22 protein-coding genes and 1 pseudogene are annotated in these 21694 nt (G+C 62.9%); 12 read left to right on the top strand and 11 right to left on the bottom strand.

The window, feature by feature from the left end; all coding sequences use genetic code 11:
* Positions 1 to 9: 9 nt before the first annotated feature.
* From AWB76_RS08730 to AWB76_RS08715, 4 genes and pseudogenes are all read left to right on the top strand, one after another.
* Positions 10 to 912, top strand: a complete 903-nt coding sequence (locus AWB76_RS08730; RefSeq protein ID WP_061159713.1) for a dihydrodipicolinate synthase family protein — start codon at positions 10 to 12, stop codon at positions 910 to 912.
* A pseudogene (locus AWB76_RS43005) lies at positions 909 to 1906 on the top strand (4-hydroxyproline epimerase). Before AWB76_RS08730 ends, AWB76_RS43005 begins: the two are co-directional and overlap by 4 nt.
* 13 nt (positions 1907 to 1919) lie before the next feature.
* On the top strand, positions 1920 to 3155 hold the full coding sequence (locus tag AWB76_RS08720; protein WP_061159712.1) for a metal-dependent hydrolase family protein: 1236 nt from the start codon (positions 1920 to 1922) through the stop codon (positions 3153 to 3155).
* A 47-nt stretch (positions 3156 to 3202) separates the two neighbouring features.
* Positions 3203 to 3898 (top strand): GntR family transcriptional regulator, encoded by a 696-nt coding sequence (locus AWB76_RS08715; RefSeq protein WP_061159711.1) that lies wholly within the window; start codon positions 3203 to 3205, stop codon positions 3896 to 3898.
* Here AWB76_RS08715 and AWB76_RS08710 read toward each other — a convergent pair.
* The 3 genes from AWB76_RS08710 to AWB76_RS08700 all read right to left on the bottom strand — a co-directional run bounded on the left by AWB76_RS08710 (position 3885) and on the right by AWB76_RS08700 (position 6629).
* Positions 3885 to 4313, bottom strand: a complete 429-nt coding sequence (locus tag AWB76_RS08710; RefSeq protein WP_061159710.1) for an aconitase X swivel domain-containing protein — start codon at positions 4311 to 4313, stop codon at positions 3885 to 3887. The two genes, AWB76_RS08715 and AWB76_RS08710, sit on opposite strands and share 14 nt — an antisense overlap.
* The gene (locus AWB76_RS08705) at positions 4300 to 5553 is read right to left on the bottom strand and encodes an aconitase X (RefSeq protein ID WP_061159709.1); all 1254 of its coding nucleotides are present in this window, start codon (positions 5551 to 5553) and stop codon (positions 4300 to 4302) included. Before AWB76_RS08705 ends, AWB76_RS08710 begins: the two co-directional genes overlap by 14 nt.
* A gap of 92 nt (positions 5554 to 5645) precedes the next feature.
* Positions 5646 to 6629 (bottom strand): glycosyltransferase family 2 protein, encoded by a 984-nt coding sequence (locus tag AWB76_RS08700; protein ID WP_061159708.1) that lies wholly within the window; start codon positions 6627 to 6629, stop codon positions 5646 to 5648.
* Positions 6630 to 7089: 460 nt separating this feature from the next.
* Here AWB76_RS08700 and fae point away from each other — a divergent pair, with 460 nt between their 5' ends.
* On the top strand, positions 7090 to 7623 hold the full coding sequence (gene fae, locus AWB76_RS08695; RefSeq protein WP_061159707.1) for a formaldehyde-activating enzyme: 534 nt from the start codon (positions 7090 to 7092) through the stop codon (positions 7621 to 7623).
* 101 nt (positions 7624 to 7724) lie between these two features.
* Here fae and AWB76_RS08690 read toward each other — a convergent pair whose 3' ends face one another.
* Complete coding sequence (locus AWB76_RS08690) at positions 7725 to 8207, bottom strand: HVO_A0114 family putative DNA-binding protein (protein WP_061159859.1); 483 nt, start codon at positions 8205 to 8207, stop codon at positions 7725 to 7727.
* The gene (locus AWB76_RS41530) at positions 8204 to 8506 is read right to left on the bottom strand and encodes a toxin-antitoxin system TumE family protein (protein WP_061159860.1); all 303 of its coding nucleotides are present in this window, start codon (positions 8504 to 8506) and stop codon (positions 8204 to 8206) included. The genes AWB76_RS08690 and AWB76_RS41530 overlap by 4 nt, the downstream gene beginning before the upstream one ends.
* Positions 8507 to 8932: 426 nt before the next feature.
* Between AWB76_RS41530 and katG the strand changes: the two genes are divergently transcribed.
* Entirely contained in the window at positions 8933 to 11197 is a 2265-nt protein-coding gene (katG, locus tag AWB76_RS08680) for a catalase/peroxidase HPI (protein ID WP_061159706.1), read from the top strand.
* A gap of 83 nt (positions 11198 to 11280) precedes the next feature.
* On the opposite strand, the gene AWB76_RS08675 is transcribed toward katG, so the two are convergent.
* A complete protein-coding gene (locus tag AWB76_RS08675; RefSeq protein WP_061159705.1) occupies positions 11281 to 12036 on the bottom strand; it encodes a COG4705 family protein in 756 nt (251 codons plus the stop codon).
* Between the two features lie 134 nt (positions 12037 to 12170).
* Here AWB76_RS08675 and AWB76_RS08670 point away from each other — a divergent pair, with 134 nt between their 5' ends.
* Both AWB76_RS08670 and AWB76_RS08665 read left to right on the top strand, forming a co-directional pair.
* Positions 12171 to 12995 carry an isocitrate lyase/PEP mutase family protein gene (locus AWB76_RS08670; RefSeq protein ID WP_061159704.1) on the top strand — a complete coding sequence of 275 codons (825 nt, stop codon included), beginning with the start codon at positions 12171 to 12173 and terminating at the stop codon, positions 12993 to 12995.
* Between the two features lie 26 nt (positions 12996 to 13021).
* The gene (locus tag AWB76_RS08665) at positions 13022 to 13420 is read left to right on the top strand and encodes a RidA family protein (RefSeq protein WP_061159703.1); all 399 of its coding nucleotides are present in this window, start codon (positions 13022 to 13024) and stop codon (positions 13418 to 13420) included.
* A gap of 9 nt (positions 13421 to 13429) precedes the next feature.
* On the opposite strand, the gene AWB76_RS08660 is transcribed toward AWB76_RS08665, so the two are convergent.
* The 3 genes from AWB76_RS08660 to AWB76_RS08650 are packed head-to-tail and all read right to left on the bottom strand — an operon-like array spanning position 13430 to position 16350.
* Positions 13430 to 14245, bottom strand: coding sequence for a cytochrome c (locus AWB76_RS08660; protein WP_061159702.1), 816 nt, complete (start codon positions 14243 to 14245; stop codon positions 13430 to 13432).
* A 45-nt stretch (positions 14246 to 14290) separates the two neighbouring features.
* Positions 14291 to 15847 carry an MFS transporter gene (locus AWB76_RS08655; protein WP_061159701.1) on the bottom strand — a complete coding sequence of 519 codons (1557 nt, stop codon included), beginning with the start codon at positions 15845 to 15847 and terminating at the stop codon, positions 14291 to 14293.
* A complete protein-coding gene (locus tag AWB76_RS08650; protein WP_061159858.1) occupies positions 15844 to 16350 on the bottom strand; it encodes a MerR family transcriptional regulator in 507 nt (168 codons plus the stop codon). Before AWB76_RS08650 ends, AWB76_RS08655 begins: the two co-directional genes overlap by 4 nt.
* 172 nt (positions 16351 to 16522) lie before the next feature.
* Between AWB76_RS08650 and pssA the strand changes: the two genes are divergently transcribed.
* Positions 16523 to 17137, top strand: a complete 615-nt coding sequence (pssA, locus tag AWB76_RS08645; RefSeq protein ID WP_061159700.1) for a CDP-diacylglycerol--serine O-phosphatidyltransferase — start codon at positions 16523 to 16525, stop codon at positions 17135 to 17137.
* 20 nt (positions 17138 to 17157) lie between these two features.
* Here pssA and AWB76_RS08640 read toward each other — a convergent pair whose 3' ends face one another.
* Positions 17158 to 18372 (bottom strand): MFS transporter, encoded by a 1215-nt coding sequence (locus tag AWB76_RS08640; RefSeq protein WP_061159699.1) that lies wholly within the window; start codon positions 18370 to 18372, stop codon positions 17158 to 17160.
* A 197-nt stretch (positions 18373 to 18569) separates the two neighbouring features.
* Between AWB76_RS08640 and AWB76_RS08635 the strand changes: the two genes are divergently transcribed.
* The 3 genes from AWB76_RS08635 to AWB76_RS08625 are packed head-to-tail and all read left to right on the top strand — an operon-like array spanning position 18570 to position 21485.
* On the top strand, positions 18570 to 18950 hold the full coding sequence (locus tag AWB76_RS08635; RefSeq protein ID WP_082864383.1) for a response regulator transcription factor: 381 nt from the start codon (positions 18570 to 18572) through the stop codon (positions 18948 to 18950).
* Between the two features lie 32 nt (positions 18951 to 18982).
* A complete protein-coding gene (locus tag AWB76_RS08630; protein WP_061159697.1) occupies positions 18983 to 20833 on the top strand; it encodes a PAS domain-containing sensor histidine kinase in 1851 nt (616 codons plus the stop codon).
* The gene (locus tag AWB76_RS08625; RefSeq protein ID WP_061159696.1) at positions 20823 to 21485 is read left to right on the top strand and encodes a response regulator transcription factor; all 663 of its coding nucleotides are present in this window, start codon (positions 20823 to 20825) and stop codon (positions 21483 to 21485) included. Before AWB76_RS08630 ends, AWB76_RS08625 begins: the two co-directional genes overlap by 11 nt.
* Here the strand turns inward: AWB76_RS08625 and AWB76_RS38965 are convergent.
* Entirely contained in the window at positions 21473 to 21661 is a 189-nt protein-coding gene (locus AWB76_RS38965) for a hypothetical protein (RefSeq protein WP_244173269.1), read from the bottom strand. The two genes, AWB76_RS08625 and AWB76_RS38965, sit on opposite strands and share 13 nt — an antisense overlap.
* Between the last annotated feature and the right edge of the window lie 33 nt (positions 21662 to 21694).

Below are 21694 nucleotides of genomic sequence, written 5' to 3'. Positions count from 1 at the left end.
GGAGTGACCATGCAAGTGAACTGGAAAGGCGTATTCCCCGCCACGACGACGAAGCTCAAACAGGACGGCTCGCTCGATCGCGAAGCCATCGCGAATGGTCTGAATCGTCTGATCGATAACGGCGTCGGCGGCGTCGTGATGATGGGCATGGTCGGCGAGAACGCGCAGCTCACGCCCGAAGAAAAGCGCGCGGTGCTGAAGATCGCGGTCGAAACGGTGAACGGGCGCGTGCCGGTCATTTCGGGTCTCGCCGAACTGAACACCGCCAACGCGATTCAATTTGCAAAGGATGCCGAATCAATTGGCGTGCAAGGACTGATGGTGTTTCCGGGCCTCACGTATCGCTCGGACGATCGCGAGACGGTCGAATATTATCGATCGATTGCGCGCTCGACGAAGCTCGGGCTCATGCTCTACAACAATCCGCGCGGCTACGGCGTCGATCTGCGTCCCGATCTGCTCGCGCAGCTTGCGGACGAGCCGAATATCGTCGCGATCAAGGAAGAGACCTACGACACGACGCGCGTCACCGATATCTACGCGCGCTTCGGTGAACGCTTCGTCGTGTTCTGCGGCGTCGACGATCTGATCGTGGAATCCGTCGCGCTCGGCGTGAAAGGCTGGGTGTCGGGCATGGCCAATGCAATGCCGAAAGAATCCGTCGACCTGCTGAACTACGCGGTGAACGGCGAGTACGACAAGGCGCGCGCGCTCTATCGCGCGTTGATCGACCTTTTTCATCTCGACACCCACGTGAAGCTCGTGCAGTACATCAAGCTCGCGGAGAACATCACGGCGGGCTATCCGGAATACGTGAAAGCGCCGCGCCTGATGCTCGAAGGCGCGGAACGGCAGCGGACCATCGAGATCGTCGAGAAGGCGATCGCGAATGTGCGGGCGCTCGCGCGATGAAATCCACGTTCTTCTGCATCGACGGGCATACGTGCGGCAATCCGGTGCGCGTCGTCGCGGGCGGCGCGCCGCCGCTCGAAGGAGCGAACATGATCGAACGCCGCGCGCATTTCCTGCGCGAGTTCGACTGGATACGCACCGCGCTCATGTTCGAGCCGCGCGGCCACGAAGTGATGTCCGGCAGCATCCTCTATCCGCCGACACGTCCCGACTGCGATCTCGCGATTCTCTTCATCGAAGTGAGCGGATCCCTGCCGATGTGCGGGCACGGCACCATCGGCACGGTGACGACGGCCATCGAAAACGGACTCGTGCGGCCGCGCGAGCCAGGCGTGCTTCGGCTCGATACGCCCGCCGGTCTCGTGATCGCGCGTTATCGCATGAACGGCGAGCATGTCGATTCAGTGCAGCTCGTCAACGTGCCGTCGTTTCTGCATTCGCAGGATTTGTCCGTCGAAGTGGAAGGCATGGGCGAGATCCGTTTCGATGTCGCGTATGGCGGCAACTTCTATGCGATCGTCGAGCGCAACGCAACTACGAAGGAATGCACGCGCTGAAGCCTTCCGACATTCAACGTCTGAGCCCGCTGCTGCGGCAGAAGGCCAACGAGAAGTACACGTTCGTGCATCCGGAGAGCGACGCGATACGCGGCCTCTCTCATGTGATGTGGACGGGCGAGCCGACCGTCGACGGCGCGAGCGCGCGCAATGCGGTGTTCTACGGCGACAAAGCCATCGACCGCTCGCCGTGCGGCACGGGCACGTCGGCGCGCATGGCGCAGCGCGTCGCGAAGGGACAGTTGAAAATCGGCGAGCGCTTCGTGCATGAAAGCATCATCGGCACGTTGTTCGAAGGCGTGCCGATGGAAGCGGCGCGCGTCGGCGAATACGATGCAATCGTGCCGGCTATCGAAGGATGGGCGCGCGTGACGGGTCACAACACGATTTTCGTCGATGACCGCGATCCGCTCGCGCACGGATTCCTGCTGAAATAACGGGAGAAACGCCATGTTGATTCTGAAGAACGCCCGCGTGCTCGATGCCGATCACGAACGCGACGACGGCCGCTATACGATCGTCATCGACGGCGACACGATCCGCGAAGTCACGCGCGAGCCGGTGCAGGCGAGCGGCGCGCAGGTGATCGATGTCGGCGGCAAGACGGTGATGCCCGGCATGATCGACTGCCACGTGCATGTGATCGCATCGGTCGCGCATCTCGGCAACAACAGCCGTCTGCCGAACACGTTCGCCGTGCTGCGCGCCGTGCCGATTCTCGCGGGCATGCTCGATCGCGGCTTCACGAGCGTGCGCGATGCGGGCGGCGCGGACTATGCGCTTTCGCGCGCGATCGAAGACGGCGTGATCGCGGGACCGCGTTTGTTCGTCGCGGGCAAAGCGCTTTCGCAGACCGGCGGCCACGGCGATTTTCGCGAGCGTTTCGACAACTCCGATCCGGACCCGTGCGGCTGCAATCGCAACATGGGCGCGATCGGGCGCGTGGTCGATGGCGTCGATGAAATGCGCCGTGCCGTGCGCGAGGAAATGCGCGCGGGTGCGCATCACATCAAGATCATGGCGTCGGGCGGCGTGGCCTCGCCGACCGATCCTATCGGCAACCTGCAGTTTTCCGTCGATGAAGTGAAGGCCGCCGTCGAAGAAGCAGAATCGCATCAGACGTATGTGATGGCGCATGCATACACGTCGAAGGCGATTGCGCGCGTGGTGAAGCTCGGCGTGCGCACCATCGAGCACGGCAATCTGATCGACGAGGAAACCGCAGGCGTGATGGCCGAGCACGGCGCATACGCGGTGCCGACGCTCGTCACCTATGACGCAATGTCGAAAGTCGGCGCGCAGATGGGCCTCGCGAAAGACACGCTCGACAAGAACGAATCGGTGCGCAAGCGCGGCCTCGAAGCACTAGCTATGTTGCACCAGCGCGGCGTGAAGATCGGGCTCGGCAGCGATCTGCTCGGCGACATGCATCAGTATCAGAGCGATGAACTGTCGATCCGCGCGGAGATCGTCGGCGCATTCGAGGCGATTCGTCAGGCGACGGCCATCGGCGCGGAGATCGTCAACATGAAGGGCAAGCTGGGCGTTATCGCGGCGGGCGCGTATGCGGATCTGCTCGTCGTTGATGGCGATCCGCTGAAGGATATTCGCGTGCTCACGGGGCAGGGCGGGCGCATCGCGGGCGTGATGAAGAACGGCGCGTGGGTGCGTGAGAAGTTGCTGTGAGCCTGCATGCTACGATGCCGCAACTTCACGCATAAGCCAAAAAGAACATGCCTCCGGTCGCCAACAAGCCTCTTCGAACAGAGAGCGACGCTTCGCACAGGATCGTGCGCACGACGACGGTCGAACTCGTCACCACCGCGATCCGGCAACGCATTCTTTCCGGCGATCTCGCGCCCGGCGAGGTGCTGCGACAGGAGGCGCTCGCCGACGAACTCGGCGTGAGCCGCGTGCCGATCCGCGAGGCGATCACGCGACTCACAGGCGAAGGCTTGCTGACAAAAGTGCCGCATAAAGGTGCGTATGTCGCGGAGCTGTCGATAGAAGAAGTGCGCGAAACATTCGAGATTCGCATACGGCTGGAACCGTGGCTTTTTTCGCAGGCGATTCCGCATATCACCGATGCCGAAATCGCGAAAGCCGAGCGGCTGGTCAATGAAATGGATCACGCGGATTCCGGCGTCTGGGGCCAACTGAACTGGCGTCTGCACGAAACGCTCTATCTGCCCGCGCGGCGCGATATCACGCTGCAAATGCTGCGCGTGCTGCACGATCGCAGCGACCGCTATTTCCGCTTTCAGGTCGTGCAGGTGCCGATCCGCGAGCAGTCGCACGAAGAGCACATGAACCTGATCGGTGCATGCAAAAAGCGCGACGCGAAGCTCGGCGCGAGGCTGCTCGAACAGCACGTGAAGACGGCCGGGGAGCAGATCATGTCGGTTGTCGAGGCGATCATGGCGCGATGATTCGCACGCTGGCCGCCTGTGCCGCATCGATTGCGATGTGAGCATCGACGGCGGCGGCGATGTGAGCGAACGCGGCTTCATCGACCATCACAACGGGCACGTTCGTCGCATACAGTTCGTTCGCGACGATCGCGCCTATCGACAGAATCAGATCGCGCTCCGTCAGCACGATGCCCGCGGGTCCGGTGCCGTTGCGCAACGCTTCGGCGAGCACGCTGCTGCTCGAACTCGATCCGCGCGCACGCGGCATCACGAGAATGCGCGACGCGAGGCTTCGGCCGTTGCCCGCATGCGTGGCATCGACGATCACGCCGCTTTCGGCATCGTAGCCGCCCCAGAAACTCAACGGCGGCAACGCGATACCCGGCGCCCGCGCGCGGCCCGGAACGAGCGTGATGGCTTCAAACGTGTTCATCGATGCACACCTTTCCTTCGAACGCCGATCGCACGCATTCGCTCATGCTGCCGAACGCCACCGTCACGCCGATATTCGCCGGCGCGTAGTGCGCCCATTTGCCCGAGTTGGTCATCACGAGGCCGCTGATCTGCTTCATCACCGGCGTGATGTATGTGCACGTGTCGACGACGATCTGCACGCCGCGTTCCGCGAGCTTCTGCGCGAGGCCTTCTTCTTCCAGTTGCCAGAGCACGAAGCGGCTCGTGTTCACATAGAGATCGCAGCGCGGCGCGCCTTCGTATCGATCAAAGAGCGATGCCAGCGTGCGAAATTCGTCGACGGAAAAATGCGGCGTGCCGAGGCTCACGGCGGCGAGCGCGTCGCCGGGCTTTGCTTGCGACCAGCGTTGGCGCACCGCGTGGAGGTCCGAAGCGCCGACATCGATCGTGCGTTCGGGCGCGCGACCCTGAAGCGCGGCGTCGAGCGTCGCGGCTTCCGGCGTGATGCCGACCGCATGAAACAGCGCCACCGATCCGCTCGATGCCGCCGCCGCGCCGAGCGCCTTCAGCTCGTCCTCGGTGGTGTCGCCGGGCAGGCCGGTGATGGCGGCGACCGTCGCGCCGGCCACGCTTCCCAGCAGAAAGCCGAGCGCGGCGAAAGCGGCATCGCGATGCGGCGATGCACGCAGATCAGGCGCGTTGATCACGATGCGCGCCGCGCGATTCGCCGTGACGTGCAGGCCGGCGTTCGGTACGCGGCCGGTGATCGCGGCGGCGAGATCGAGGAAATCGCCGTAGCGGCTCGTGCGCGCGCCGAGCACGGAGTTCGCGAAGACGATCGCGTTCGATTCGGCCCACGCGATCTGATCGCCGAGCGTCGGCCGATGTTTCAGCTGATATGGCGCGCACGTGAAGCTCGCTTCGCAGCCGAGTTCGACATGCGCCTGCATGAGCCGCTTGCCGGCGCTCGCGACATGGGCATCGCCGCGAAACAGCTCGGGATGGATGAGATCGAGCGAGCCGACGTTGAGCGTGGTCGGCACGGCGACCTTCGCGCCGCTCGCGACGAAGCGCTCGACGAAATCGAGGCTCGCCGCGCCGTGATAGAGACAGCCGTCGATATGCGCGCACGAAATGTCGATGAGCGATTCGGCGTCCATGACGCGGGCCGTCGCCGCGACGATGCGCATCGCGAGCGCGAGGCCATCGCCGAGATCGCCGTCGAGCATCGCGGTGTCGCGTGGAGAAAGAGTGAGCATCGGGTTCGCTGCCACAGCGCTGATGGATGACAGCGCAGGATAGCGGATCGGCCTGATTCGATCTACCCGATGCGATGGCGGCGGGACGCGGACTACCTATTCCCGAAGCGCCGGATGAAACAATAGAAGAGCCACGGATGGATCTTCAACATGGCCATCACGATAGAAAGTTTCGGCCGATGATCCGAATACATGCCGAGCAAATGCGCGATGCGAAGCTTCTCCGACACACTGAGCAAAATCGGCTTCGCAAGTCCGTAGGTGGGCGCCTTCATTGCCGCCTGAAAGGCGATCGTGCGGTAAGCGTAGATGTACTTCAACCTGAACAGCAGCCGCCGATAATTCGGAATCGGCATCGGCGCGGTGATTTTCTCCACGCGATCGATGATGGCGAAAAGGTCCACGATATTCGGATTGAAGCGCGTGGAAATGCCCGTTTCGCGATACATGTACGAATACAGGGTATCGGGCATGAGCCGCACGATCTTCGACTTGCCGAGCGTCTGGACCGATACGCAGATATCTTCGTAGATCAGCCCGGTTGGATGTTCGACGCCGAGGAATATCGAACGGCGCACGAGTTTGTTACAGCAATAGGCCTGCAACGACAGATCGAGGATCTTCTCGACAGCCTGCACGCCGCTGATCACGGCGTCGCCGGTTTCGACGCGGTAATTGACCTTGCCGTCGGACGTGATGTTCTCGGCCGCGAAGACCACGACATCCGCATTGTGCGTTTCGGCTTCCTTGATCACCCGCCGAATGGTGTCGTGATGAATGTGATCGTCGCTGTCGACGCATAAAACGTATTCGCCGCGCGCCGCCATTGCGGCGATTTTGCGGGTTTCGGCGAGCCCTTTATTCTCAAGATTTTTAATAAGCTTCCACGGAATTCTGTCTTGCTGTTCCAGAATGCGGGAAGTCATTTCACCAGATCGGTCAGGACTGCTGTCGTCAACGGCAATGATTTCGAAGTCGGTGGAGGTTTGTGACAATAGCGAGTCGAGGCATTCTTCGATGTACGGCTCAACTTTGTACACAGGCAGCAGGACGCTGATTTTTGGCGGTGCTTGCATGTATGTGAACCCCAAGCTTCGGGATTTTTAAGTAGAACGATGGGTGGCCTTGTGATTCTACTTGGTGCATCGCATGCACGCATCAGGGTCATTGGCTATTGCCTGCACTCTTTGAGTGTTATTCAGCACATTTTGCTTGTAGATAAGCGACCGCACACGAAGTTAATACTTGAGTTCTCCTCCAATTGTGAGCTTTTGAAACATCGACCGCCTGCATGTTAGTAAATGTCATGCCGACACCGGATAAATTTTTTTCGAACGAACGGCAATAAAAATCGAAATGGCGAGTTCGGACCAGCCTTCCGGCGGCGCAGAGTGTGTCACGCGACGAGAGCAGACTGTCGCCGCGAGATTGACGTAGCGCAATGAGACCGGCATTAGACAGGCATGGCATCGTCCTTGCAGACGCATTTTCCTTCGGTCTTTCGAACCATCGTTCAACACGAAAAGGAGAGTGCCCATGAGTCTGGATCTGACGTTTCGCGCAGGCGAAGCAACCGTGTTCGCTGCGCCGGGACAAACCACCGATGCAATGCCCGAAATTCTCATCGGCCGCGCCGACGGGCCGGTCGGTCACGCGTTCGCCAACATGATGGCGCAGTCGAAAGGACACACCGCCATGTTCGCGATTCGCGCTTGCAACCAGATGGTGCGCCCCGCGACGATGATCGTGCCGAAGGTGACGCTCAAGGACATGGCGAACATCGACCTGTTCGGCGGCGTGGTGCAGTCCGCGACCGCCGACGCTGTAGTCGATTGCCTGATCGAAGGCATTCTGCCGAGGGACCAGGCCAACGACCTGTGCATCATCAGCCTCGTGTGGATCGATCCGCGCTGCGCGACGGACGCGAACCTCGACAAAAAGGACATGTACCGCACGAACTACGAGGCGACGAAGCTCGCCATTCAGCGTGCGATGAGCAACGAGCCGAGCGTCGAAGAGCTCATCGCGAATCGCCACAAGATCAAGCACGATATGGACGACTGGAGCTGATCCGCCATGACGACGCCGTGTCACGTTCGCGAACGGGAACCTGGTGGAGGTGTCGATGCAGATCGCGCGGGATTCCGGCGACCGATGCCGCCTCCTGTGGATCAGCGATTTCCTGCCGGACGAGGCTCGCGCTTTCGTGGAGCCGCTCGTCGGCGCGGGCTGCGCGGCGATTGCGCGCAATCTTCATCGATGGCGGTATCGGCGGATTTGCGTTGCGCGACGGCGGGCGGGGCGAGATCCGCCGCTTTCAACGTGAAATTGACGTGCACGGTGTGGAAAGGAAAGACGATGGCGCCGTGCTCGTCGTGCTCCAGCAGGCCGGCTTCGAGGAGCGCTTTCACATCGCGGTGCACGCCCTTCACGTCGCGTTCGAGCCGCCGTGACAGCTCGCGGATCGACATGGGACCGGCGCCGGTCATTGCGCGGATGATCTGCCAGCGTGGCGTCGTGAAGGTGCGGAAGAGAAGCTCGGGCGTGGCGTAGGAGAAGAAATGGCCCGGGAATTTGCCGCTGTCGACCGCCTTGAGCGCGCGATTCATGACCTCGTCCAACGACGACACGCCTATCGTAACGGTCCTGATCATATCGACCTCCATTTCTTCCAAATTTCCAGGTCCGACCTGAAGTCGGCAAGCAACTGTTTTAGCGACGTGAATTCGTACGGCGTCTCGCGGCCGGCAAAGTGCCGATGATCGCCTTTTCCGCGCTCGTTGTCGTATCGCAGCACGCATTCGCTGGAAACGACGTAGGCAAGTCTGTACTTGTATAAATGCCTGCTTCCCGGCACCGGTATTGGAAGCTCCCATATATTCAGTTCCACTAGTGAACCGGGCGACAGTTCTTCACGCTCACCCAAGATGAGCCTCGCTTTTCTGTTGTACATTTTGACAACACCCTGATGTGTTGTCAAATGCTCCAACACCAGCCGTTTCCCCGCCATTCACCGGACGGACGACTTGACGCACTTCCTCTGCCAAGCTCGCAAGACGCTGCTAGACTGAAACGGGCGCTGAGTTGCGCGCTTTCGTGACGAATCGAAGTCAGGCGCGCCGCAACAAGCTGGCGCCTGCGATCCCGCACTGCAGCATGTCGGCCTATAGCCGTCACCTATCATCGGCATTGCAAAAATCGCATTCTATTGAGCGCCGCTCTCACGTATTTTTTAAGTTGCACAAGGCTGCCGGGTCGATACACGCATCGCCCGGTGCACGCCGCGAAATCCCTTATCGGACCAGGTTCGTGCAGCATCGCAGTCACGAGTAGCAGAAGAACGAGTACCAGTGGGTACGTCCTCGCAAGGAGATAACGCATGTCAAACGAATCGAAGTGCCCGTTTACGCATGCCGCCGGCACGGGAACCACGAACCGTGACTGGTGGCCGCGTCAACTACGGGTGGATCTGCTGAGTCAGCATTCCGGCAAGTCGAATCCGCTCGACCCGGGCTTCGACTACGCTGCAGCATTCAAGAGTCTCGATCTCGCTGCGGTCAAGAAAGACCTCGCGGCAGTCATGACCGATTCGCAGGATTGGTGGCCTGCCGACTTCGGTCACTATGGTCCGCTGTTCATCCGCATGGCCTGGCACAGCGCCGGCACGTATCGCATCGGCGATGGCCGGGGAGGCGGCGGACGCGGCCAGCAACGTTTCGCGCCGCTCAATAGCTGGCCGGATAACGTCAGCCTCGACAAAGCCCGCCGTCTGCTATGGCCGGTCAAGCAGAAGTACGGCCAGAAGCTCTCTTGGGCCGATCTGATGATCCTCGCCGGAAACGTCGCGCTGGAAACGATGGGCTTCAAGACTTTCGGCTTCGCCGGCGGCCGCGAGGATGTGTGGGAACCGGATCAGGACGTCTACTGGGGCAATGAAAAGACCTGGCTCGGCGGCGATGTCCGCTACGGCAAGGGCGCGGCCGGCAATGATGAAGATCCGGGCGTGATCACTGCCGACGCACAGAAGCACGGGGAGGAAGTCAGCCGCACGGACAACGGCCGCAATCTGGAGAACCCGCTGGGCGCGGTGCAGATGGGGCTGATCTATGTCAATCCGGAAGGTCCGGACGGCAATCCCGATCCGCTCGCGGCGGCGCATGACATCCGCGAGACGTTCGCGCGCATGGCGATGAACGACGAGGAAACCGTCGCGCTGATCGCGGGCGGCCATACCTTCGGCAAGACGCACGGCGCGGGTCCGGCCGATAACGTCGGTCCGGAACCGGAATCGGCCGATCTGGAAAACATGGGCTTTGGCTGGAAGAACAGCTACGGTAGCGGCAAGGGCGCGGATACGATCACGAGCGGCCTCGAAGTCACCTGGACCACGACGCCGACGAAGTGGGGCCAGGGGTTCTGGGAGAACCTGTTCGGCTACGAATGGGAGTTGACGAAGAGCCCGGCGGGCGCGAATCAGTGGATCGCGAAGGATTCGACCGAAACCGTCCCGCACGCGCACGACGCATCGAAGAAGATCAAGCCGACGATGCTGACGACCGATCTCTCGCTACGCTTCGATCCGGAATACGCGAAGATTTCGAAGCGCTTCTGGGAGAACCCCGACCAGTTCGCCGACGCCTTCGCCCGCGCGTGGTTCAAGCTGACGCACCGCGATATGGGTCCGAAGGCGCGCTATCTCGGACCGGAAGTGCCGCAGGAAGAACTGCTGTGGCAAGACCCGATTCCGGCGGTCGATCATCCGCTCGTCGACGATCAGGATGTCGCGGCGCTCAAGCAGAAAGTGCTGGCGTCGGGGTTGCCGGTTGCCGCGCTGGTATCGGCGGCATGGGCATCGGCATCGACGTTCCGTGGCTCCGACAAGCGCGGCGGCGCGAACGGCGCGCGCGTTCGCCTCGCTCCGCAGAAGGACTGGGAAGCGAACGAGCCTGAACAGCTCGGCAAGGTGCTGTCGACGTTGGAAGGCATCCAGAAGGAGTTCAACGGCGCGCAGTCGGGCGGCAAGAAGATTTCGATGGCCGATCTGATCGTGCTGGCGGGCAACGCTGCGATCGAAAGGGCGGCGGAAAAGGGCGGTCAGAAGGTCACGGTGCCGTTCACGCCGGGCCGCATGGACGCGTCGCAGGACAAGACCGACGTGCAATCGGTTTCGGCGCTCGAACCGGTCGCCGACGGCTTCCGCAACTTCGTCAAGTCCAACGTGCGCGTGCCGGTCGAATCGCTGCTCATCGACAAGGCGCAATTGCTGACGCTGACGGCACCGGAAATGACGGCGCTCATCGGCGGACTGCGTGCGCTGAACGTGACGGCCAGCAAGAATTCGCACGGCGTCTTGACCGACAAGCCCGAAACGCTGACGAACGACTTCTTCGTCAACCTCCTCGACATGAACACGGAATGGCAGGCGCTGTCGTCCCGCCGCGATGTGTTCGAGGGGCGCGATCGGAAGACGGGAGAGCGCAAGTGGACGGGCAGCCGCGTCGATCTGATCTTCGGCTCGCATTCGGTGCTGCGCGCGCTCGCCGAAGTCTATGCGAGCAGCGATGCCAAGGAGAAATTCGTCAGCGACTTCGTCGCCGCATGGACGAAAGTGATGAACCTCGACCGTTTCGATCTGAAGAAGTAAGCAACAGCGCCGGTTGAAGCAGCACGCCACGCGGCGGTCCTTCGGGACCGCCGCTTCTTTTTTGCAAAGCGCGTCAATGTGCGTCAATGGGCGACGCGCGCGGGCCGCTGCCTGAAGATGAAGCCGCACACGACGATGAACATCACGAGCGCGATCGATGCGCCGTAGCGGCTCATCGCGAGTCCGCCGTTCGCGATGGGTTTGTCGAGAAAATCGCCGACCACGGCGCCGAGCGGCCGCGTCAGGATGAACGCGCCCCAGAACAGCGCGGTGCGCGACACGTTCGTGAAGTAATACGCGAGCACGATCAGCAACAGCAAGCCGCCGAAGATCATCGCGGCGCCGATGTAGCCGAAGCCCGCGCTGTCGGCGGTCCAGTCGCCGAGCGCGGTGCCGAGCGTCTGCGAGAACATGATCGTCACCCAGTAGAAGGCTTCGGCTTTCGGCGATGCGATCGTCGATACCGACACCGATCCCATCACGCGGTACCACACCGCGAGCGATGCGATCAGCAACGCAAGCAGGATCGCGCTGCCGCCCGCGTAGCCGATGCCGAGCGAGCGGTCCGCGAAGTCGGCGAGCGTGGTGCCGACGGTCGTCGTCGCGATGATCGTGATCCAGTAGAGCGCGGGCTGGAAGCGGTCGGCCTTGACTTGCGCGATCACCGCGACGGCGAACACCGCCGCGAAGATGAACGTGCTCATCAAATAGCCGAGATTCATCGACATCGAGAGCGCGTCGCCGCCGGTTTCGCCGAGCGTCGTCGCCGCGATCTTGATGATCCAGAACGCCAGGGTCAGTTCGGGAACCTTGGCGAGCGCGTTTTTTGCGTGCTCCATGTCGTCTCTCGTGCGAGGAAAAGACTCGAGCGTAGTGCGTGTGTGCTTAAGAGAGACTTAGCGTCCAGCACGCTCTCACGCGATCGCGTATTGTCTACGTTCTGTTCCGTTCACTGCCGACCAGGAGACCCGCCATGCCCCGCACCGTCGCCGAGAAACGCGCCGCTTTTCGCGCGCTGCACGAATCCGGTTGCTTCATGTTGCCGAATCCCTGGGACGTGAGTTCCGCGCGCTATCTCGCGATGCTCGGCTTCAAGGCGCTCGCAACGACGAGTTCGGGCTTCGCGTGGTCGAAAGGCTACGCGGACAATCACGTGACGCGCGACGCGGTGCTCGCGCATTTACGCGAGATGGTCAAGGCCACCGATATGCCCGTGAACGCCGACTTCGAGAGCGGCTTCGGCGAAACGCCGGATGAGGTCGCGCAAAGCGTGACGCTCGCGGTGCAGACGGGCGTCGCGGGCTTGTCGATCGAGGACTCGACCGGCGATGCCTCCACGCCGCTCTTTCCGGTCGATGTCGCCGTGGCGCGCATGAAGGCGGCGCGGCGCGCGATCGACGCGAGCGGCGGCGATACCTTGCTCATCGGCCGCGCGGAGAATTTCTTCGCCGGCAAGCCCGATATCGACGATGCCATCGCGCGTCTGAAAGCGTATTCCGATGCCGGCGCGGATTGTCTCTACGCGCCCGGCATCAAGACGCGCGAGCAGATCGAAGCCGTGGTGAAGGCGGTCGGGCCGAAGCCGGTGAATCTGCTGATCGGGGGCGTGTCGGAGTTCACGTTGCGCGACGTGGCCGCGCTCGGCGTGCGGCGCGTGAGCGTCGGCGGCGGGCTCGCGCGTGCGGCGTGGGGCGGCTTCATGCGCGCGGCGCAAGGTCTCGTCGATGGACGTTTCGACGGCTTCAAGGACGCCGCGGCCGGCAACGATCTCAACGGAATTTTCGACGGCCGCGCGTAGTTCTCAAGACCAGGGAGACGACGAACATGGCTCGCGACATCATCCGCGTCGAACCGCTTTCGACGTGGCTCGAACGCTTCAAGGCGCCGACTTCCGCCGTTACGCGCCACGGCGACACGGTCTACGTGTCCGGCTTTCCGCCGTTCGATCCGCAGACCGGCGAAATCGTCGCGAACGCGACGATCGAACGTCAGACGGAACTCGTGCTGCAGCAGTTGAAGCTGTGCGTCGAAGCGGCGCGATCGTTGCTCGATCAGGTGCTGAAGTGCAATGTCTACTGCACGTCCGTCGATGCGTTTCCCGTCGTCAATGCGGTCTACGCGCGCTTCTTCGGGCCGAATCCGCCGGCGCGCATCTTCGTCAACGTGCCGGCGTGGCCGGGCGGATTCGACATCGAGATCGATTGCGTGGCGGCCGTCGCCTGAGCGAATCCGCTACTTCTTGCGCTTCGCCATGTAGCCGAGATACGCGATGACCGCATCGAGATCGCTGTCGCTGATCGCGTTTTTATCGAAGCCTGGCATCTTCATGTCGGCCCATGCGCGGATCGACTTCGGATCGCGGATGAACGACTTCAGCACCCACGGCTGAAAATATTCGGTCGGATTGTGCGGGCGATTCAAATCCGGTCCGACCGATGCATCGCCGGCGCCGTTCAGCTTGTGGCAGACCATGCATTGCGTCGCGAACACGGTCTGACCGCGACGAACGGGCGAATTGGCGGGCACGTTCTTGTCGACGGCAATCTGCGGAAAGCGCGCGGCGAGCGTCGGTGCGATGCGGATCGCGTCGACCTTGAACGGCCATTGCTCGCTCGACACGCCCGACGCGGCCGGATCGATCCACACGACATAGAACGGGCCAATGTCGCCACTGCCCGGCACTTGCGGCCACGGCTCGTCCGGCGATTCGATCGCGAGCCACGGTTCGGCGCGCTTCTTCGCCTCGCCGAAGAGCAGCTTCGCGGAGAAGTGCGTGACGAAGCCATCGCTGGCGGTGATCTGCAACTCTGTGCCTGCGGGCATTTCCGTGATGCCGAGCAACGCGCGCAAAGGCACCGCGCGATACGTCATCGTGCGATGAAACGTGACGTCGTTCGGCACGCGAATGGTCGCGGCGTCCGGGCGCGAAAGCAACTGCTCGGTCGTAAGCGAGCGCTCGCCGCCCACGTTGATCCTGAGCGAAGCGGCCGTCGATGACACGCAGGCGAGCATCAGGCTCGCAAGCGCCAGCGCATGTTTGAACTTCATCGTCGCGGTCCTCCTTTGCGTCCGACGATCATACTTCGTCGCCGCTCAGTCGATGCGCTTCTGCCATGCCGCGATCACGCTCGCGCACAGCGCCACGCCGACGATGTAGCAGAAGCCATCCTGCGAACTGAGGAAGTTCGCCTGCTGCATCACGGTGCGGCCGATCTCGGCGAGCGCGAGGCTTTTTGCTTCGGCCGCGCCGTGACCCATGCGCTCGAACGCGCCGAAAAGTGCCTGAAACACGCTCTGAAACGCCGGGTTATACGGATTCACCGTTTCGACGAGCCGCGTCTGATGCAGCGCGACGCGATGCTGTTCGAGAATGATGATCGTCGCCGTGGAGAACGAATACGTCAGTTGCTTGACGATATTCTTGAAGCGATAACCGTGGCTGTATTCCTCGATCGCGAACACGCGAAACGTCAGGTTCGCGACCGGCAGCGCGATGAAGAGCAGCAGCATGCCGCGCAGGATCATCGGCGCGATGAGCCACGGCATGCTGACGCCGGGCGGCATGTTGATCATCCATGTGCCGATGAACGCCGCCAGCAGAAAGCCGGTCATGATCATCCACTTCTTGTGCCTGATGCGCGCCGAGTAGCGGAAATAGACGACGGCCATCGCGAGCGAGGCCATCGACGTGAAGCCGACGAGCCGCCCCGCGTTTTCCACCGGATAACCGAGCCCGCCTTCGAGCAGGCGCGAGACGAGGAAACTCATCGCGTTGCTGATGTAATAGAACGCGATATACAGCACGATGCCCACCTGAAACGTCTTCTCGCGCAACGCATGCAGCCGCAGCAGCGGTTTCGGATGATGCCACTGATGCCACACGAACCAGCCGAGCGACAGCAATGCGACGACGGTCATCACGATCAGTTCCGGCGACGTGCTGAACAGCTCGAAACGCACTTGCTGCATGACGATTTGCAGCGCGCACTGCGCGAACGCGAAGATGATGTACGGCCAGAAATGCGCATCGCCGCGTGCTTCGGGGTCCACGCGGCCCGTCGACGGCACCGCGACGAGCGCGAGCACGCCGAGCGCGACGCCCGCGAACGCCGTGCAGCTAAAGAGCGCGCGCCAGCCGAGCGCCGCGACCAGATAGCCGCCGCACAGGGGCGCGAGCGCGCTGCCGAGCAGGATCATGTTGAGAAAGCGGCGCGTGGCGGGAGGACGCGCCTGCGGCGTGAAGCGCGTCTGGATCAGAATGCGCGCGGCGCTCATCATCGGGCCGATGAAATAGCCTTGAAAACCGCGCGCGAGCGCCAGTTCGATCGCCGATTCCGACATCGTCGCCGCCATCGCGCCGACGGCGAACAGAAAGAGGCATCCGGCGATATAGCGGCGACTCCCGAGCCGCTCGATCCACCATTGCTGCTGCAGGATGCCGAGCACGGACGCCACCGCATACGCGCTCGATGCCCATACGAGCTCATCCGACGACGCATTGACGCCGCCCGCGATATAGCTCGTGAAAAAAGAAAAGACGGAGTTGTCGAAATAATCGAGGCCCGTGGCGAGCGCAATGGCCCACGGAAACAGATCGCCGAGGAACCGCTCCGCCAGTTGCCGCGGATGCCGCCATGCTGCTGCGATCATTCGTCGGCTTCTCCGGCGCTTTTTGTCTTGCGTTGTTTGCGCGCGGCCATGCGCTCCTGCAACAACGCGTCCTTGCTCTCGCCCGCGATGCGCCGCCGCAAATAATCGAGGTCGCTCGCGAGTTCGCCGCGCACCGCCTGCGCTTCCTTCAGCTCGCGTCGCACGGAAGCGATGCGCGCATCCACCGCTTCGATCTGCTGCGACAGCGCCGCCTCAATATCCCGCAACGATGACGCCGAGTAACCCGTGCGGCCTTCGCCGAGCGTTTCGATCGGCCGCTTCAGCATTTCGACGATGCCCTGCAACGAGAACCCGAGCGAGCGCAGGCGCAGGATGCGCGCGAAAAGGTCCAGATCCTGCTCGCTGTACAGCCGGTAACGGCCTTCGCTGCGAGACGGCGTCACGAGGCCGCGCTCCTCGTAGTACTTGAGCGTGCGCGGCGTAACTTGCAGACGCTCGGCGGCGTCGCGGATGGTGAGAAGCGCGGGTTTGGTCGCGGACATGGCGGGCATCGGAATGCAAACTCGATGCCGCGCATTATAACGCCAACCTGTACGTTCGCGTACAGGTTGGCCGGGCATGCGTAGTGCTAAGGAAAGAGGGCGCGATGATAGACTTGAAAGTCTTGCGGCGCCGGTCATCGGCGCTGCCCGAACGTCACGAAAACCGAAACGAATGAAAGCCAAACGATTCTCGATGATCCGCGACTTCCACCTGGCCGACTGGTTCACGCTGGGCAACGCGGTGTGCGGCACGGGCGCGCTCTTTTCGTCGATGTCCTATCTCGACGATTCCGACGTCCTGCATATTTATCTCGCCTGCGCGCTCGTGTTCGCGGCGCTCGTCTTCGACGTGCTCGACGGCCGCATTGCGCGCTGGCGTCAGAAGGCGTCGCTCCTGGGCAAGGAACTCGATTCGCTCGCCGATGTGATCTCGTTCGGCGTCGCGCCGGCGATCATCGGCTATGGATTCGGTATGCGCGGTCTCTACGATCGCGTGATTTTGGCGTATTTTGTCGCGTGCGGCGTGTCGCGGCTCGCGCGCTACAACGTCACGACCGAAGAGATGTCGGGCGCGAGCGGCAAGGTCACGCACTTCGAAGGCACGCCCATTCCGACGTCGTTTCTGATCGTGCTGCTGCTGACCATCGGTGCGTGGTCGGGCGCGATCGGCGAGAGCATGTGGCTCGGCACGCTGCGTCTCGGCGGCTTCACGCTGCATCCGCTCGTGCTGATCTACGCGATTTCCGGCTCGCTGATGATCAGCCGCATCCGCATTCCCAAGCCGTGACGTTCAAACGCGGCTCGACTTCAGGCGCGAGCCGCGTGATGATGCCGCCCGATCAGCAGAAAGTGCGCGAGCGCGACGAGCGGAAAGCACGTCGCGACGCTCGCAACGAGCGTCCAGCCGCCGTGCTCGTAGAGCGGGCTCGCGAACGCCGAGCCGAATGCGCCGCCCACGAAAATGCTCGTCATGTACACCGCATTCAGCCGGTTGCGGCTCGCGGCGTGTAGCGCGTAGATTTCGCGCTGGCCGAGCACCATGTTCATCTGCACGGCGAAGTCGAGCACGATGCCCGTCACGACGAGCGCGCCCACGCCCCACGCGGGATGAATCACCACAGGCAGATACGCGATGGCCGCGAGAATCAGCGCGATGAACGTCGCGCGCACGGTGTGGCCCGCATCCGCGAGACGCCCGGCGATCGGCGCGGAGGTCGCACCCGTTGCGCCGATGAGCGCGAAAATGCCGATGGCCGTCTGCGAAAGCCCGTAATGCCGCGTCAGCTCGATCGGAATGCCGGTCCAGAACAGGCTGAACGACGCGAACATCAGCGCCTGATACAGCGAGCGATGACGCAGCACCGGCATCGTGCGCACGAGATGGCCGAGCGAGCCGATGAGCTGAAAGTACGTCGCCTGATGATTCGGCTGCCGGCTCGGGATGGTGAACGCGAGCACGGTCGTGATGCCGACCATCAGCACGGCGGCGGCGCCGAACATCACGCGCCAGCCGAAGTGACCCGCGACGAGACTCGATATCGGCCGCGACAGCAAAATGCCGAGCAGCAGCCCGCTCATGATGGTGCCGACCACTTTGCCGCGCGATTCGTCCGGCGCGAGATGCGCGGCGAGCGGAATCAGAATCTGCACCGCCACCGACGAAAAGCCGATCAATAGCGAAATCACGAGAAACCAGCCCGGCGTGTGCGTGAACGTGGCGGCCGTGAGACTCGCAATCGACACGAGCGCGGTCGCGATCATCAGCTTGCGGTTCTCGAGCAGATCGCCGAGCGGCACGATGAAGAACAGCCCGAGCGCATAACCGATCTGCGTCAGCGACACGATCAGGCTCGCCATGCCGCCCGCCATGTGCAGATCGGGCGCGATGAGCTCGGTGATCGGCTGCGCGTAATAGAGGTTCGCGACGATCGCGCCGCAGCAGAACGCGAAAAGCGCGATCAGGCCGCGCGTGAGCTCGACGTGCTTGCCGCCGTCGCGCGCGGCCGATGTGGATGTCGACATGGGGGATATCCGGAGTGGCAAGACGGGACTATACGGTTTCGGCGCGAATCGCGCTCGGCGCGCCGTCCACGACATTTTCATCATATGAAACCGCGCGCCCGGAACCTATACGTACATATGATTTCGTGGCCCTTGCCGCGTGCGTAAGATGACATCCCATGCCCGCCGATATTCACGCACGGTCCAGGACAACGCCCTTGCAATCGCCTTCGAGAGTCTCCGTAATCGACGATGACGAATCCGTCCGCGTCGCGTCTTCCAGTCTGTTGCGCTCGCTCGGCTGGGACGTCAGCCTGTATGCGTCGGCGGAATCGTTTCTCGACGCCGATTCCCTCGACGGCCTCGCGTGCATCATCACCGATCTCAACATGCCCGGCATGTCCGGCCTGCAACTCCAGCAACGTCTGCGCGAGCTGAAACCGGGCGTGCCGGTCATGTTCATCACCGCGTTCGCATCCGATGCCGCGCGCCGTCAGGCGCTCGACGGCGGCGCGGTGTGCTTTCTCAGCAAGCCCGTCGACGGAACCGTCGTCGCCGATTGCCTCGAACGCATCAGGCAAAGCTTTTTGAAAGACTAGAATGTTTCTCTTCCAACGCCGATGACCCCGTGATGGACACCATCCAGAGCGCGCCGCGCGCGGTGCGTCGCGATACCCGCATCGTGTCGATGCTCGCGGCGGCCATCGCGCTCGCCGTGTTTCTCATCGACGCGCTCACGCCGCTCGATATCGCCATCGCGGTGCTGTATGTCGTCGTCGTGCTGCTGATCGCATCGACGGGCAATCGCGCGGCGACCGTCACGACCGCGTGGGGCTGCGTGATCCTCACGCTCATCGGCTTCATTCTTTCGCACGACGAGAACGTGTCGGGCGGCGCGCTCGCGCGTTGCGCGGTGAGCCTGCTCGCGATCGGCACGACCGCCGTGCTCTCGCTGCGCATTCAGGCCACGACGACCAAGACGCAGGAACAGCTCGAACTGCTCAATCTCGCGCACGATGCGATCGTCGCGCATGACATGAACGACCGCATCACCTTCTGGAATCGCGGCGCGGAAGCGCTCTACGGCTACACGGCGCGGGAGGCGATCGGCCAGCCGGTCCAGCGCATGACGCAATCGAACTCGCCGGTGCCGCACGCACAAATTCGCGCCGAGCTGTTGCGCTCGGGCCGCTGGGACGGCGAGATCACGCGCGTGCGCCATGACGGCGGCGAGATCGTGATCGCGAGCCGCGCGGCCTTGCTGCGCGACGCCAAAGGCATGCCGCGCGCCGTGCTCGCGACGAGCAACGACATCACGCAGCGCAAGCGCATGGAAGCCGAATTGCAGCGCCAGCGCGATGCGTTGAAGCGCAGCGAAGCCTTCCTGCTCGATGCGCAGCGCCTTTCGCTCACCGGCACCATCGCGACGCGCCTGCCCGCCGGCACAATGTGGTGGTCCGGCGAGGCGTATCGCATCTTCGATTACCCGCGCGACATGACGCCTTCCATCGACGCGATTCTGGCGCGCGCGCATCCCGACGACATCGGCATCGTGCGCGGCGCGCATGAAGCCGCGTTGAACGGCGCGTGCGATATCGATGTCGAGCATCGACTGCTGCTGCCGGACGGCTCGGTGAAGCACGTGCATTTCGTCGCGCATCGCGCATCGGGTGAAAGCGACGGCGATGAATACGTCGGCGCGCTGATGGACGTCACCGAAACCAAGCTCGCGCAGGAAGCGCTCGCGCGCTCGACCGCCGAGCTCGCGCACGTCACGCGCGTCACGATGCTGGGAGAGCTGGCGGCGTCGATCGCGCACGAAGTCACGCAGCCGCTGGCCGCGATCGTCACGAGCGGCGACGCCGGCCTGCGCTGGCTCAATCGCGCGCAGCCGGAAATCGCGGAGGCGCAGCAGTCGATCACGCAGATGATTCGCGACGCCAGGCGCGCGAGCGAGGTCATCGCACGCATTCGCGCGATGGCGAGAAAGCGCGACAGTCAGCCCGCGACGCTCGACGTGAACGAGATCATCGGCGAGACGATCGAGCTCGTGCGGCGCGAGCTGGGCCGTCATCGCGTGGATGTGCGCACCGATCTCGCGACACCGCCGCCGACCGTGCGCTGCGATCGCGTGCAGTTGCAGCAGGTGCTCATCAACCTGATGATGAACGCCGCGCAGGCGATGTCCGGCGTGAACGGGCCGCGCGTTTTGCGCATCGCGACGCGCGAGAGCGCAAGCGACGCCGGTTGCGCGGAGATCGCCGTGCAGGATTCGGGCACGGGCATCAGCGAAGACAATGCGCGCCGTCTCTTCGACGCCTTCTTCACGACGAAGGCCGAAGGCATGGGCATGGGTTTGTCGATCTGCCGTTCGATCATCGAGGCGCACGGCGGCAGGATCTGGGCGGAATCGCCCGATGAAGGCGGCGCACGTCTGCTGTTCGTGCTGCCCGAAAACGAAGGGAGCGACGATGAGCACTGACAAGCAGGCCGCGATGGTCTACGTGGTCGACGACGACGAATCGATGCGCGACGCGCTGCGCATGCTCTTGCGCTCGGTCGGCCTGAACGTGACGACATTCGCGTCCGCGCACGAGTTTCTCGCGTTCGACATGCCCGAAGTGCCGAGCTGCCTGATCCTCGATGTGCGGCTGAAAGGGCAGAGCGGCCTTGCGGTGCAGGAGCAGATGGCCGCGAGCCAGCTCGGCCTGCCGATCGTCTTCATGACGGCGCACGGCGACATCGCGATGACGGTGAAGGCGATGAAAGCCGGCGCGAAGGATTTTCTCGCGAAGCCGTTCCGCGATCAGGACATGCTGGATGCCGTCGCGCAGGCGCTCGAAGCCGACGAGGAACGGCGCGCGGCGAGCCGCTCGGTCGCGGATTTGCGGCGCTCGTACGATTCGCTCACGCCGCGCGAGCGCGAGGTGATGGCGTTCGTCGTGTCGGGTCTGATGAACAAGCAGATCGCGGCGGAGATGAATCTGAGCGAGATCACAGTGAAGATTCATCGCGGTCAGGCGATGAAGAAGATGGCCGCGCGCTCGCTCGCCGATCTCGTGCTCAAGGCCGAAGCGCTCGGCGTGACGATGCCGCACGGCGCATCGACGCCGGCGCGTGCTCAGCGGCTTTGAAGCATCGGGGACGCGGTTTCGTCTTTCAACGCGATCCGCTCCAGCGGCAATTCCGTGTCGTAACCCGCGCGATCCAGCGCGCTCCAGTCGTGCGGCGCGCTGAACGAATACCACGTTCCGAACGCCAGCACCGCGGCGCAACCGGATAACAGCCTGCGTGTCGATGTATCGCTCATGATGCGCTCCCGGTGCCTGACCATGACGTCAGC

Source organism: Caballeronia temeraria (assembly GCF_001544795.2).
Lineage (GTDB): Bacteria > Pseudomonadota > Gammaproteobacteria > Burkholderiales > Burkholderiaceae > Caballeronia > Caballeronia temeraria.
The sequence above is the reverse complement of the archived record's forward strand: the minus strand, read 5'-3'. Positions and strand labels throughout refer to the sequence as shown.